The sequence below is a fragment of the Streptomyces sp. GESEQ-35 genome, from assembly GCF_017948485.1.
Lineage (GTDB): Bacteria > Actinomycetota > Actinomycetes > Streptomycetales > Streptomycetaceae > Streptomyces.
Genome location: NZ_JAFFSX010000019.1, coordinates 54,420 through 67,718 on the forward strand (window position 1 = coordinate 54,420; position 13,299 = coordinate 67,718).

The 13,299-nt window shown below is 71.0% G+C and carries 10 protein-coding genes and 1 pseudogene; 9 read left to right on the top strand and 2 right to left on the bottom strand.

The features are described from left to right. The first annotated feature begins 245 nt into the window (after positions 1–245). The 8 genes and pseudogenes from KCH87_RS30785 (at position 246) to KCH87_RS30820 (ending at position 10,169) form a co-directional block, all read left to right on the top strand. Positions 246–1,853, top strand: coding sequence for a dynamin family protein (locus KCH87_RS30785; protein WP_210589797.1), 1,608 nt, complete (start codon positions 246–248; stop codon positions 1,851–1,853). A gap of 3 nt (positions 1,854–1,856) precedes the next feature. Further along, positions 1,857–4,046, top strand: coding sequence for a GTPase (locus KCH87_RS30790; protein WP_308298950.1), 2,190 nt, complete (start codon positions 1,857–1,859; stop codon positions 4,044–4,046). A 311-nt stretch (positions 4,047–4,357) separates the two neighbouring features. Continuing rightward, complete coding sequence (locus KCH87_RS30795) at positions 4,358–4,831, top strand: single-stranded DNA-binding protein (protein WP_210589800.1); 474 nt, start codon at positions 4,358–4,360, stop codon at positions 4,829–4,831. A 308-nt stretch (positions 4,832–5,139) separates the two neighbouring features. Continuing rightward, positions 5,140–6,552: a Cys-Gln thioester bond-forming surface protein gene (locus KCH87_RS30800; protein WP_210589802.1), complete on the top strand. Its 1,413-nt coding sequence runs from the start codon at positions 5,140–5,142 to the stop codon at positions 6,550–6,552. Positions 6,553–6,663: 111 nt separating this feature from the next. After that, positions 6,664–7,209 (top strand): annotated as a pseudogene (locus KCH87_RS30805) (GNAT family N-acetyltransferase); the annotation flags it as partial. Positions 7,210–7,391: 182 nt separating this feature from the next. Continuing rightward, positions 7,392–9,056 carry an energy-dependent translational throttle protein EttA gene (gene ettA / locus KCH87_RS30810; RefSeq protein ID WP_210589808.1) on the top strand — a complete coding sequence of 555 codons (1,665 nt, stop codon included), beginning with the start codon at positions 7,392–7,394 and terminating at the stop codon, positions 9,054–9,056. A gap of 4 nt (positions 9,057–9,060) precedes the next feature. Beyond that, entirely contained in the window at positions 9,061–9,474 is a 414-nt protein-coding gene (locus tag KCH87_RS30815; RefSeq protein WP_210589809.1) for a thioesterase family protein, read from the top strand. Then, positions 9,471–10,169: a hypothetical protein gene (locus tag KCH87_RS30820; RefSeq protein ID WP_210589811.1), complete on the top strand. Its 699-nt coding sequence runs from the start codon at positions 9,471–9,473 to the stop codon at positions 10,167–10,169. Before KCH87_RS30815 ends, KCH87_RS30820 begins: the two co-directional genes overlap by 4 nt. Before the next feature lie 15 nt (positions 10,170–10,184). Here the strand turns inward: KCH87_RS30820 and KCH87_RS30825 are convergent, their stop codons facing one another. Continuing rightward, the gene (locus KCH87_RS30825; protein ID WP_210589813.1) at positions 10,185–10,598 is read right to left on the bottom strand and encodes a globin; all 414 of its coding nucleotides are present in this window, start codon (positions 10,596–10,598) and stop codon (positions 10,185–10,187) included. 156 nt (positions 10,599–10,754) lie between these two features. Between KCH87_RS30825 and KCH87_RS30830 the strand changes: the two genes are divergently transcribed. After that, entirely contained in the window at positions 10,755–11,765 is a 1,011-nt protein-coding gene (locus tag KCH87_RS30830; RefSeq protein WP_210589814.1) for a methyltransferase domain-containing protein, read from the top strand. 130 nt (positions 11,766–11,895) lie between these two features. On the opposite strand, the gene KCH87_RS30835 is transcribed toward KCH87_RS30830, so the two are convergent. Then, positions 11,896–13,218, bottom strand: coding sequence for an FHA domain-containing protein (locus KCH87_RS30835; protein WP_210589816.1), 1,323 nt, complete (start codon positions 13,216–13,218; stop codon positions 11,896–11,898). Positions 13,219–13,299 lie beyond the last annotated feature (81 nt).

The following is a 13,299-nucleotide window of genomic DNA, read 5'->3' on the forward strand; positions in this document are numbered from 1 at the left end:
TGGGTCCGTGTCCCTGTTGCTTCGCCTCCGTGGCTCAATGTGGAGGTTCAGTGAAGCGGTCCTGATAATCGCAGGCGGGTACGAATCGTGCATCGCTTTTGGCGTCTCCCGCCTCGGGTGTTGTGCACTCGTTATGCCTGGGCTTTGCCCTCGCCCCACTCATCCCTTCCATCCCTTGTGTCCTGTCGGCGCGCAGACATGCTCATATGCTTCAGATATCCCCTAAAATTGGGCATTCTTCGCATGTGGTGACCTTGGACGTACGGCCTCAGCTGCTTGACGCACTTTCCGCCCTGCGCGACCGTGTCGCCGTCGCACGCTTTCCGCTACCCCTGGCGGGGGCCCCACGCGCGCGTGCCAACCGCGACGAACTGCTCGCTCAGCTCGACGACTACTTGGTGCCCCGGTTGAGGGAACCTGAAGCGCCGTTGCTCGCCGTGGTGGGAGGATCCACCGGCGCCGGGAAGTCGACGCTGGTCAACTCCCTTGTGGGGCGGCGGGTCAGCGAAGCGGGGGTACTGCGGCCGACGACACGCACTCCGGTGCTGGTGTGCAACCCGGAGGACCATCACTGGTTCAGCGGGATGCGGGTGCTGCCCGACCTCACGCGCGTGTGGGCGCCCCATCAGGACCCGGGCGACGAACTCCTGTTGCCGGGCGAGGACCCGGCGCGTGTGCTGCGGGTCGAGACCGCCGAAACCCTGCCGCGGGGCATCGCCCTCCTCGACGCGCCGGACATCGACTCCCTGGTGGCCGACAACCGGGTGCTCGCCGCGGAGCTGATGTGCGCGGCCGACATCTGGCTCATGGTCACCACTGCCGCCCGCTACGCCGACGCCGTGCCCTGGCACCTGCTGCGCACCGCCAAGGAGTACGACGCCACCCTGGTCACCGTCCTCGACCGGGTACCCCACCAGGTCGTCTCCGAGGTGTCCCGGCAGTACGCGGCGCTGCTCACCAAGGCCGGACTCGGCCATGTGCCCCGGTTCACCGTGCCTGAGTTGCCCGAGTCGGCCTGGGGCGGCGGCCTGCTGCCCGCCACGGCTGTGGCGCCGCTGCGGACCTGGCTCGTCCAGCAGGCGCAGGAGCCGGCCGCCCGAGCGCACTCGACGGCCCGTACGGCGTACGGCCTCCTGGAGTCGCTCAGGTCCCGGATGCCCGAGCTGGCCAGCGCCGCCGCCGCCCAGTACGCGGCCGCGCTACGGCTCACCGCCGCCGTCGACGGGGCGTACGACAGCGAGTACGCGCGCGTGCGGGGTCGTTTGCAGGCGGGCGCCGTGCTCGCGGGCGACGCCCTGAAGCGGTGGCGCGCCTTCCCGCTCGACTGCTCCGCGGGCGAGCTGCTCGACGCCCTGGTGGAGAGCCTCGCCGCGCTCCTGCTGTGCGCCGTCACCGCCGCCGACGAGCGCGTCAACGACGCCTGGCGGCGCGAACCCGCCTCGGGTGCCCCCGGGCTCACGGACCCCGATCCGTCTCCGGAGAGCGCCGAACACCGGATCGGGATGGCCGTACGGCGATGGCGGCGGGAGCTCGAGGAGTACGCCGAGGAGGAGGTGCGCGACCTCGACCGGAGTGTCGCGCCCGATGCCGAGGTGGTCTCCGCCCTCGCCGCCACCACCCTGCTCGGCGGCCGCCGGGCGCGCTCGGCCGGTGAGGGGCTCGCCGAGCGGATCGGCGCGCACGGTGCGCTGCGGCTGCGCGACCGGGGCGGACGGCTGCTCGCCGACCACCTGGACCGGGTCATGCACACCGAACGCGAACGCCGTCTCGCCCCGCTCGACGCACTCGAAGTACACCCCGAACCCCAGGCCGAACTCATCGCCGCGTTGTCCGTACTGCAGAAGGAGAGGTGACCGGTGACCGCCATCACTGACCAGGACCACACCGAGCACGCCGATCATCCGGAGGACGTGGTCTCCGAGGACGCCCGCCTCGACATCGAGCTCCCTGAAGAGGGCTCTTTCGACAACGGCGTCCGCGGGGAGAGCCAGGACGAGGAGAGCGCATCCATGGACGACCGGCCCTTCGAGGACGGGGGCGACGGCGACCGCGACGAGATCGCGCGCGTGGGGGACGGTGGCGATTCTGGGCGGTTGGATTCTGGGCGGTTGGAGTCCGGTCGTGCGGAATCTGGGCGTGCGGAATCTGGGCGGCTGGAGTCCGGTCGTATGGAATCCGGTCGTACGGAGTCCAGTCGTACGGAATCCGGTCCCTCGGAGTCCGGTCGGCAGAGCTCTGGTCGGCAGAATTCCGGTCGACAGGAATCCGGCGGTGCCGAATCAGGCCGTGGCGAGGTCGGCGGTGCCGAATCCGCCGGTACTGAGTCCGGCCGTACCGAATCCGGCGCCCCCTGGGACGACGGGCTCATCGCGCGGCGGGTCGACGAGAGCGCCGTCGCGGAGCCGGTCGCCGTCGTGGAGACGAGGCGCTCCGGACCGCAGAACGTGGCGCCGCTGGCGTACGACGGGCCGCTGCGGTCGCGGCTGGACGGGCTGCGTGAACTGGTCGGGCTGTCCCGCGCGCGGCTCGACAGCGCGACGCTGGCCGAGGCGGGACGCGTCCTCGACGAGGCGGCGGCGCGGCGCAGGCTTTCCGGGCAGCACACCGTCGTGGCGATCGCGGGCGCCACGGGCAGCGGAAAGTCGCAGCTGTTCAACGTGCTCGCCGGAGTGAACATCTCGGAGACCGGGGTGCGTCGGCCCACCACCGCCGCCCCCATCGCGTGCAGCTGGAGCGACGGCGCCTCGTCCCTCATCGACCGGCTCGGCATTCCGGGGCGGCTGCGGCGGCGCCCGGTTCAGAACCCGGACGCGGAGGCGGAGTTGCGCGGGCTCGTCCTGGTCGACCTGCCCGACCACGACTCGGCCGCCGTGGAGCACCGCGAGCAGGTGGACCGGGTCCTGGCGCTCGTCGACGCGGTCATCTGGGTCGTCGATCCCGAGAAGTACGCCGACGCCGTGCTGCATGAGCGCTATCTGCGGCCGTTGGCGGGGCACGCGGAGGTCATGTTCGTGGTCCTCAACCAGATCGACCGGCTTCCCGGGGAGGCCACCGATCAGGTCCTCGACGACCTGCGGCGGCTGCTCGACGAGGACGGGATCGCGCTGGGGGAGTACGGCGAGCCGGGCACGGTCGTGCTCGCGCTCTCCGCTCTCACCGGGGACGGGGTGGGGGACCTGCGCGAGGCGCTCGGTCAGTTCGTGGCGGAGCGCGGGGCCGCGGCGCGCCGGATCTCGGCCGACGTGGAGGCCGCGGCCGGGCGGCTGCGGCCGCTCTACGCCACGGGGCGGCAGACCGGGCTCAGCGAGGAGGCGCGGGACGAGTTCTCCGCGCGGCTCGCGGACGCGGTGGGCGCCACCGCCGCCGGTGAGGCCGCCGAACGCGCGTGGCTGCGCAACGCCGGCCGCGCGTGCGGCACGCCCTGGCTGCGACTGTGGCGGTGGTACAACGACCGGCGCGAACCTCCCACCGGGCGGCAGACGTTGCGCGCGCAGGCCGACGAGGAGGCCACGGCCCGGCAGCGCGTCGAGCAGGCGGTGCGGGCAGTGTCCGACCGGGCCTCGGCGGGGTTGCCCGTTCCCTGGGCGCAGGCGGTGCGGGAAGCGGCCGTACGCGGGGCGCAAGGGCTGCCCGAGGCGCTGGACGAGCTGGCGGCGCGGGCCGGGCTGCCTCCGGGGCGGCCGCCGCGGCCGGGGTGGTGGCCGGTGGCGGTGCTGGCGCAGGCCTCCATGACGATCCTTCAGATTGTCGGCGGGCTGTGGCTGACGGGGCAGATCTTTCGGACCATGGCGCCGAACCTGGGCGTGCCGGTGCTGCTGATGGTCGCCGGCATCATCGGTGGCCCGCTCGTCGAGTGGAGCTGCAAGCTGGCGGCGCGGGGACCGGCGCGGCGGTACGGGCTCGAGGCGGAGCGGCGATTGCGGGAGGCGGCCGCCGGATGCGGGCGGGCGCGCGTGCTGGATCCGGTGGCGGCAGAGCTGCTGCGGTATCGGGAGGTGCGGGAGCAGTACGGGAGGGTGCTGGGGGTGGAGGCCGTGGCGAGGTGAGGCGGGGGACCGCTCTCGGTCCCTTTTCCGGTCCCTTTCCGGGGCGCCTCTGTGGGCCGCTTCGGGGTTCCCCTGTGCGGATCGCTCGTTCGGGTGAGCGAGTTTTCCACAGGCTGGCGGTGGTCCACAGCGCTCAGCGGGCTCGGCCCGGCGGAGGCAGTCTGGCTCTGCGGCGATCGCGTCGGACGCGGTCGCCGCGGTGACGGCGGCGTACCTGGTGTGCGCGGTCGTTGCGGCAGACGCAGCCGTACGGGACGGGCCCGTCGGCGTTTCCGCCCGGGGTGAGCGCTCGGGGCGAGGGAGGGGTTGTGATGAACGAGACGATGGTCTGCGCTGTGGGCAACGTGGCGACGCAGCCGGTGTACCGGGATCTGGCGGCGGGCAGTTCGGCGCGGTTCCGGCTGGCGGTGACCGCGCGCTACTGGGACCGGGAGAAGGGCGTCTGGACCGACGGGCACACCAACTTCTTCACGGTGTGGGCCAATCGGCAGCTGGCCACGAACGCGGCGGCGTCTCTGTCGGTGGGCGATCCGGTCATCGTGCAGGGCAGGCTGAAGGTACGTTCGGACGTGCGCGAGGGGCAGAGCTGGACGTCGGCCGACATCGACGCGGTGGCGATCGGGCACGACCTCGCACGGGGCACGTCGGCGTTCCGGCGCGCGAACAAGCCGGATATGGGGGCGGCAGGTTCACCGTCGCAGCCGGAGCCCAGCTGGGAGACTCCACCCGGTGACACGGCCGGCGCGGATGCCCAACGGGAGCCGGAACCCATGGCGGTGACGTGATGTCAGCTGTCGTCGTGGACGCGATTCCAGCTGTGGCCGTGAGGCGATTGTCGGCTGTCGTCCGGACCTGACTGAACTGCGGCTTATCGGCGAATGCGTGCCCCACAACTGTGGTGGATTTGTCGATAAGCCCTGCTCACAAGCGGTCTTGGCGATAACGATTCCGAGTCGGATCGGTTGTCCGACGGCATCTCTGGGAGGCGTGGTGCGCCACGTCCTTAGGATGCGGTGCGTAGCTCTCGGGGCTTCTGATTCTGCTGGTGGGACCGTACCCCCACGTCAACGGGTCCTGCTCGAAGGGGAATTCTGTGTTTTCTTCGTTCTCTGCGTCGTCCGTGCGCGGGCGAGGGGCAGTCCGCCTCGCCGCGGCGACGTTGGTGTCCGGGCTCGCCGCCGTCGCCGGTGTGATGGCCGGTGCCGGCCCGGCGGCCGCCGACGGGACGACGCAGAACCAGGGCGGGGCGACCGCCACCATAGGTGGCCTGAAGACGTACGGCGCGGCCGTGATCCACGACCCGGCCGGCGACCAGGAGCTGTCGGCGGGCCTGTTCGAGATGTCCGTCGAGGGCGGCGGCATGCTCCAGACGTACTGCGTCGACATCCACAACCCCACGCAGAAGGATGCCAAGTACCACGAGACGCCCTGGAGCGGCACCTCGCTGGGCGTCAACAAGGACGCGGGCAGGATCCGCTGGATCCTTCAGAACTCCTACCCGCAGGTGAACGACCTCGCGGCGCTCGCCGCCAAGGCGGGCGTCAAGGGCGGCCTCACCGAGCAGGACGCGGCGGCCGGCACCCAGGTGGCCATCTGGCGCTACTCCGACGACGTGGACGTCGACGCCGTCGACCCGCAGGCCGAGAAGCTCGCGGACTACCTCCAGAAGAACGCCCGCGACGTGGCGGAGCCCAAGGCGTCGCTGACCCTGGACCCGCCCGCGGTCTCCGGCCGCTCCGGCGAGCGGCTCGGCCCGGTGACGGTGCACACCAACGCGGACTCCGTGACGGTGACACCGCCTGCCGACGCCGCCACGAGCGGGGTGACGATCGTCGACCGGGACGGCAAGGCCGTCACCTCGGCGGGCGACGGCAGCGAACTGTTCTTCGAGGTGCCGGAGGACGCCGCAGCGGGGGCGGCCGAGCTGACCGTCCAGGCCTCCACCACCGTGCCGGTGGGCCGTGCCTTCGCCTCCGAGAGCCGCAGCCAGACGCAGATCCTGGCCGGCTCCAGCGAGTCCACGGTCTCGGCGACGGCAAGCGCGAGCTGGGCGAAGCAGGGCGCCATACCCGCACTGTCCGCGGTGAAGAACTGCGCTGTGGGCGGGGTGGACCTCACCGCGGCCAACGAGGGCGACGAGGAGTTCACCTTCGAGCTGATGGCGATCGAGCACACCATCGCGGCCGGCGAGTCCCGGACGGTGACGATCCCCCTGCGCGAGGACCAGGCCTATGACTTCACGATCGAGGCTCCGGGCGGCTTCGAGAAGCGGTTCACCGGCGTCCTCGACTGCCAGACGCAGGGCAGTGAGAGCGGCGACTCGACCCAGATCCTCAGCGAGCCGAGCCCGGCCACTGTGGGCGGCACCGCACCCGACACCAACCTCGCCGAAACCGGCAGCTCCGGCACGACCCCCCTCATCGGCGGCACCGCCATCGCCCTGGTCGTGATCGGCGGCGGCGTCCTGATCCTCGTACGCAACAAGAACTCGCCCACGAAGAGCTGAGCGCGCGGGGGATAAAGGGCCGCTCACCAGCAGGTTTCCCACCGATGGGGGGCCGTGTCCAGGCCCTTCTCCTTCAGAGCACTCGCGCGGGCGTGCGATAGGTTGCCCGCCATGACCGGACTCGGACCTGTCGCCTGGCCACCTGCCCCGATAAGGACCGAACGGCTCGTGCTCCGCGAGTCCGAGGCCCGGGACCGTGCGGCGTTCATCGAGCTGTTCGCATCGCCGGAGGTGGGTGCCTACATAGGCGGCCCTCGACCGCGTGATGAGTTGGAGCGCACGGTGCCTGAGGCGCCCGAGAGGCGCCCCGGCGTTTTCGTGATCGAGCTCGACGGAGCGATGATCGGCACCATCGAGCTCAACCGGCGGGACGCGGAGCATCGGAGTCATGTCCGTCCGGATGCCGGAGAGGCCGAGCTCGGCTACCTGTTCCTGCCAGAGGCATGGGGATACGGGTACGCCGCCGAGGCGTGCGAAGCGGCACTCGACTGGTTCGCCGACGCGCTTCCCGGCGAGCCGGTGGTGCTCTGTACCCAGACCGCCAACGACCGCTCGATGCGCCTCGCGGCGAAGCTGGGGTTCACCGAGGTGGAGCGGTTCGAGGAGTGGGGCGCCGAGCAGTGGTTCGGCGTGTGGTCCTCGGTCACGCCGTCGGGTCGAGGCAGGTTGTACCTGTTCGACGGCACGACGACCGGCAGTGACAGCCGGGCCAGCGCCGCCAGCGGCGAACCCCCAGGTCACAGCCCCCCGGCCATACCCGTTTCCCCCCAGGGGTAGCGGTCGGGCAAGATGGGGTGTATCTGCCCACTGCCAGAATTCAAGCTGCCGGACGGTTTCTCTTGGCTGAGTACATCTACACCATGCGCAAGACGCGTAAGGCGCACGGCGACAAGGTGATCCTTGACGACGTGACGCTGAGCTTCCTGCCCGGCGCGAAGATCGGTGTGGTCGGTCCGAACGGTGCCGGTAAGTCCACCGTTCTCAAGATCATGGCCGGGCTCGAGCAGCCGTCCAACGGCGATGCCTTCCTGTCGCCCGGCTACTCCGTCGGCATGCTCCTCCAGGAGCCGCCGCTCGACGAGTCCAAGACGGTCCTGGAGAACGTGCAGGACGGCGCCGCCGAGATCATGGGCAAGCTCCACCGCTTCAACGAGGTCGCCGAGCTCATGGCGACCGACTACTCGGACGCGCTCATGGAGGAGATGGGCAAGCTTCAGGACGACCTGGACCACGCCAACGCGTGGGACCTGGACACGCAGCTGGAGCAGGCCATGGACGCCCTGGGCTGCCCGCCCGGCGACTGGCCCGTCACCAACCTCTCCGGTGGCGAGCGGCGCCGCGTCGCGCTCTGCAAGCTGCTCCTCGAAGCCCCCGACCTGCTGCTCCTCGACGAGCCCACCAACCACCTGGACGCCGAGTCCGTGCAGTGGCTGGAGCAGCACCTCGCGAAGTACGACGGCACCGTCGTCGCCGTCACCCACGACCGGTACTTCCTCGACAACGTCGCGGGCTGGATCCTGGAGCTCGACCGCGGTCGCGCCATCGGCTATGAGGGCAACTACTCCGTGTACCTGGAGAAGAAGCAGTCCCGCCTCAAGGTCGAGGGCCAGAAGGACGCCAAGCGGGCGAAGCGGCTCAAGGAAGAACTCGACTGGGTGCGGTCCAACGCCAAGGGGCGGCAGGCCAAGTCCAAGGCGCGTCTGTCCCGCTACGAGGAGATGGCCGCCGAGGCGGACAAGATGCGGAAGCTGGACTTCGAGGAGATCCAGATCCCGCCGGGCCCGCGGCTCGGCAGCATCGTCGTCGAGGTCAACAACCTCTCCAAGGGCTTCGGCGACAAGGTCCTCATCGACGACCTCTCCTTCACCCTGCCCCGCAACGGCATCGTCGGGGTCATCGGGCCGAACGGCGCCGGCAAGACCACCCTCTTCAAGATGATCCAGGGCCTGGAGACGCCGGACTCCGGCACGATCAAGGTCGGCGACACCGTCAAGATCTCGTACGTCGACCAGAGCCGCGAGAACATCGACCCGAAGAAGTCGCTGTGGGCCGTCGTGAGTGACGAGCTCGACTACATCAATGTGGGGCAGGTGGAGATGCCCTCGCGGGCGTATGTCTCCGCCTTCGGGTTCAAGGGTCCCGACCAGCAGAAGCCGGCCGGCGTCCTCTCCGGCGGTGAGCGCAACCGCCTGAACCTCGCGCTCACCCTCAAGCAGGGCGGCAACCTGCTGCTCCTCGACGAGCCGACGAACGACCTCGACGTCGAGACCCTGTCCAGCCTGGAGAACGCGCTGCTGGAGTTCCCGGGTGCGGCCGTGGTCGTCTCCCACGACCGGTGGTTCCTGGACCGAGTCGCCACGCACATCCTCGCCTACGAGGGTGAGTCCAAGTGGTTCTGGTTCGAGGGCAACTTCGAGTCGTACGAGAAGAACAAGGTCGAGCGGCTCGGCCCGGACGCCGCCCGCCCGCACCGTGCCACCTACAAGAAGCTGACCCGGGGCTGATCTCTTGCGGCACATCTACCGCTGCCCGCTGCGCTGGGCGGACATGGACGCGTACGGCCACGTCAACAACGTGGTCTTCCTCCGCTACCTGGAGGAGGCCCGTATCGACTTCCTGTTCCGCCCGGAGAAGGACTTCAAGCAGGGGTCGGTGGTGGCGCGCCACGAGATCGACTACAAGCGGCAGCTCGTCCACCGGCACACGCCCGTGGACATCGAGCTGTGGATCACACAGATAAGGGCGGCCTCGTTCACCATCACCTACGAGGTCAAGGATCCGGACCAGGTCTATGTCCGGGCCTCGACGGTGATAGTGCCGTTCGACTTCGAGGCACAGCGTCCGCGTCGGCTCACGGCGGAGGAACGGGAGTTCCTCGCCGAGTACAGGGATGACGACGAGGAGGAGGCCGTCGCCGCATGACGGTGCTCCACCTCGCCGACGAGGGGGAGGCGGCGGATCTCGCGGCCTTCCTCTCCCGGCTGCTCCACTACGACCGTGGAGCAGCGGTGCGCCTTCAGGCGGCCGGGACCGCGCTCGCCGTCTTCGGGCGGCCGCCGTCCTTCGAGGTGCTGGCGATCCGTGCGGTGCGGCTCGGTAAGCCGTACGAGAACGGGCTCGACGTCACGCTGGACGCGACCGTCTCCGCCGGTGAGCTGCTGGAGGCCGTGGACGAGCCGGCGGCCACAGCCGTCGTGCCGGACGCGGTCACCGGCCCGCCGTGGGCCGGGGTGCTGCCGCCGCGCGGCGGGTGGCGGTCCGTGCCGGGGCTGCCGGCGCCGGACGCCCTGCGGGCGATGGTCAGGGCCGGGGTTGCCGAATTCCGGTCCCGTACGCAGGAGTTGACGCCCGAGCGGCGTACCCGGGGCGAACTCGACCGGATCGGGCGGGAGATCTGGTCCCGGTCGGTCGGGGACACGCATCTGCCGGTGCGGGCCGTGCACGCGGCGCAGTCACTGGGCTTTCTTCGCGTACGACAGGACACGTCCACGCCCGACGAGGCCCCCCAGCTCGGGCTGTTCTCGTCGGGCGCGTGGCTCAGGCTGCGTACGCCGTACGGGTCGATTGCCGTACGCAGGGCGGGACTTGGGGCGTTGGACGTCAGCGTGTCCCGCTAGCCGGCTTGCTGCCGGTCAGCCCGGGGTGTTCAGCATCGAGGCCGCCGCGTACGTCAGGTAGTTCCACAGCGTGCGCTCGTGTTCCTCGGAGAGGCCGAGCTCGTCGACGGCGTCGCGCATGTGCTTCAGCCAGGCGTCGTGCGCCGCACGGTCGACGGTGAAGGGCGCGTGGCGCATCCGCAGGCGGGGGTGGCCGCGGTTCTCGCTGTACGTCGTCGGGCCGCCCCAGTACTGGATCAGGAAGAGGGTGAGGCGCTCCTCGGCCGGGCCCAGGTCCTCCTCGGGATACATGGGCCGCAGGATCGGATCCTCGGCGACTCCCTCGTAGAAACGGTGGACGAGCCGACGGAAGGTCTCCTCCCCGCCGACCTGCTCGTAGAAGGTCTGCTCCTGAAGCGTGCCGCGCCGAATCTCATTCACATCACCCATGGTCTCAGACGGGGCGGACCAGGACTCAAGGCTTAGGACCACCCGTACTGATCCCCGTACTGACCACCCCGCACTGATCCCCGTACTGACCGGTCGATTCCGGTTCGGCCGGTACGGGTGCTCGCGTCCCGGCCCGTACCGCAGGACAGTGGACGTATGGGTACCCACGCTCTCGACAGCGACCTCGACGATCTCGCCGCCTCGGCGCGGGCGGCGCTGGTGCGCGAGATCGAGCTGAGCGGGGCCTGGGCCGGGGATCCGGTGTGGCGGGAGGCGTTCGAAGCGGTGCCGCGCCACCTCTTCGTGCCGTACTACTACGTCGGCGTCATGGGCGGCTACGAACGCCGGTGGGGCGAGAGCCCCGACCCGCGCACGCGCGAACACTGGGTGCGCGGTGCCTACGCCGACACCCCGCTGGCCACCCGGATGCGCGACGGCGAGCTGGTCTCGTCCAGCAGCCAGCCCTCGCTCATGGCGATCATGCTGGTCGAACTGTGCGTGGAGGACGGCAACCGGGTCCTGGAGGTCGGCGCGGGCACCGGTTACAACGCGGCCCTGCTGGCCCACCGGCTCGGCGACGACGACCTGGTCACCACCGTTGACCTGGAACCGGAGATCACCGAGTCGGCCCGCCGGCACCTGGCCGCCGCCGGCTACCACCCGGCCGTCGTCACCGGCGACGGAGCGCGCGGGGTGCCGGAACGCGCCCCCTTCGATCGGATCATCGCGACCTGCACACTGACCTCGGTCCCGCGCGCCTGGCTGGCCCAGTGCCGTCCCGGCGCCCGCATCCTGACACCGCTGGCCACCGGCCTGATCGCGCTCGAGGTGCAGGACGCCGAGCACGCCGAGGGGCGGTTCCTGCACACACCCGCCTATTTCGTGCCGCTGCGTGGCTCCGGCAGGCCGGACGCGGAACCCGCGCACCTCGGCGGCGTACCGCGCCGGGCCCGGGAGCACGAGCTGTTCCGCTTCCTGTTGGCCCTGAGCCGCGGCGGCCTCGAACCGCAGGAGGCGTACGCGCTGTGGCAGCGCGAGGGGCAGCCGCAGCGCGAGCGCTACGGCATCACGATCAGCGGCGAGCACGAGTGGGCATGGCTGGACGAACCGGAGGGCCCGTATGCGTGGCCCCTCCCGAACGACCGTCCGCAGCTGCTGACCGAGTGACGGGCAGAAGGCGGACTAAGCGGCTCTGGCGAAGTCGGCAGCGCCCCGAAGGGGCGCGGGGAACTGCGCGACCAGCCACTACGGGCCCGCAGGAGATCTACGGCCCATTGCTGCACTTCCCGCGGAGTCCTTAGCCCCGCCGGATCGTGATCGTCGTCCACGCGCCCACGTGCACCCGGTCCCCGTCCTGTAGTGGCACCGGCACGAAGGGCTGGATCGGTTCCTCGGAGCCGTTGACCGTGGTGCCGTTCGTCGAGTTCTGGTCGACGACCGCCCAGGTGCCGTCCGGCTGCTGGACCAGCACCGCGTGCTGGTGCGAGACGCCCGGGTCCTCCGGCGGCACCGAGAGGTCGATGTCGGGGGTGTCGCCGGTGGAGTGGCGACGGCGGCCGATGGTGACCTGGTTGCCGGCGAGCGTGCGCTGCTGCTCGGGCGAGTAGGCGGGCAGGTTGAGGCCCGCGGCCTCGGGGCCGGAGCGCTGCATCATCGCCATGAAGTAGTCACGGTCCGGACCGATGGTCGCCAGCCAGGTCGCGGGCCCTTGCTGGTACTGCGGGCCGGGCGGGGCCTGGGTCGCGCCGGGCTGCGGATAGCCGTAGCCACCCTGGCCGGGGCCGCCGGGGGCGGGGGCGGTCGAGGCGGGCGGAGAGATGACCCAGTCGTCATTACCGCCGCCGAAGGGCTGACCGCCCGGCTGGGGCCGGTTCGTCTCCTGCGGGAACGCGGGCGGGGCGGGCGGACCGGACTGCTGGAACGCCTGCGCGGGATGGCCCGGACCACCGGGACCTCCGGGGCCACCAGGAGTCGGTCCGGGCGGCGGCGGAACCGGTCGCGACGGATCGCCCCCGTAGCCGGGCTGACCACCGGGGCCGGGCTGGCCACCGTAGCCGGGCTGTCCACCAGGACCAGGCTGACCACCGTAGCCGGGCTGACCACCAGGACCGGGCGGACCAGGAGGACCGGAAGGCGCCGAGGGGTCGGTGCCGAACGGCGGGAGCGGCTCGGCGGGCCGGTTCATCTGCGACGGACGCGAGCTCTGGTAGTCGTACGACTCTCCGCCCCCGTACGACGGACCGGGCGGCGGCTGCTGCTGGTAGCGCACGGCCGGGCCGGGGGCCGAGGGGTGCGGGGCGGCCGGGGTGTACGAAGTCGCCGTGTTCGTCAGGAAGTTCCACCGGCACTCCTCGCAGAACGGCGCGCCGCCCTCACGCGGCGTACGGCACTGCGGGCAGAGCTCCGGCTCGGGGTCCGGTACGGCGGACAGATGGGGGCGGCTCCCAGGGTGAGCGCCGGGCGGCGGCGGGGCCTGGGCCGGGCCCGGCTGTGGGTAGCCGTAACCGGCGGCCTGGGGCGGCGGCGGTGGGGGCGGGGGCACGGCACCGGCCATGCGGTGACCGCAGACCTCGCACCAGTCGTCGGAACCCGACTGGTGTCCGTTCGGGCAGGTCGGCATGTCGGCGCTTCCCCCTCTCCTTTCCGGCCGCTATGACCGGATTTCTCCAACCCCAAGGGGTCGGGCTCGCGTTTTGCTTAC

Excerpts from the sequence above, each read along its gene's own strand:
- KCH87_RS30835 (WP_210589816.1), bottom strand. The coding sequence starts at position 13,218 with ATGCCGACCTGCCCGAACGGACACCAGTCGGGTTCCGACGACTGGTGC.
- KCH87_RS30825 (WP_210589813.1), bottom strand. The coding sequence starts at position 10,598 with ATGGGTGATGTGAATGAGATTCGGCGCGGCACGCTTCAGGAGCAGACC.
- KCH87_RS30795 (WP_210589800.1), top strand. The coding sequence starts at position 4,358 with ATGAACGAGACGATGGTCTGCGCTGTGGGCAACGTGGCGACGCAGCCG.
- KCH87_RS30820 (WP_210589811.1), top strand. The coding sequence starts at position 9,471 with ATGACGGTGCTCCACCTCGCCGACGAGGGGGAGGCGGCGGATCTCGCG.
- KCH87_RS30830 (WP_210589814.1), top strand. The coding sequence starts at position 10,755 with ATGGGTACCCACGCTCTCGACAGCGACCTCGACGATCTCGCCGCCTCG.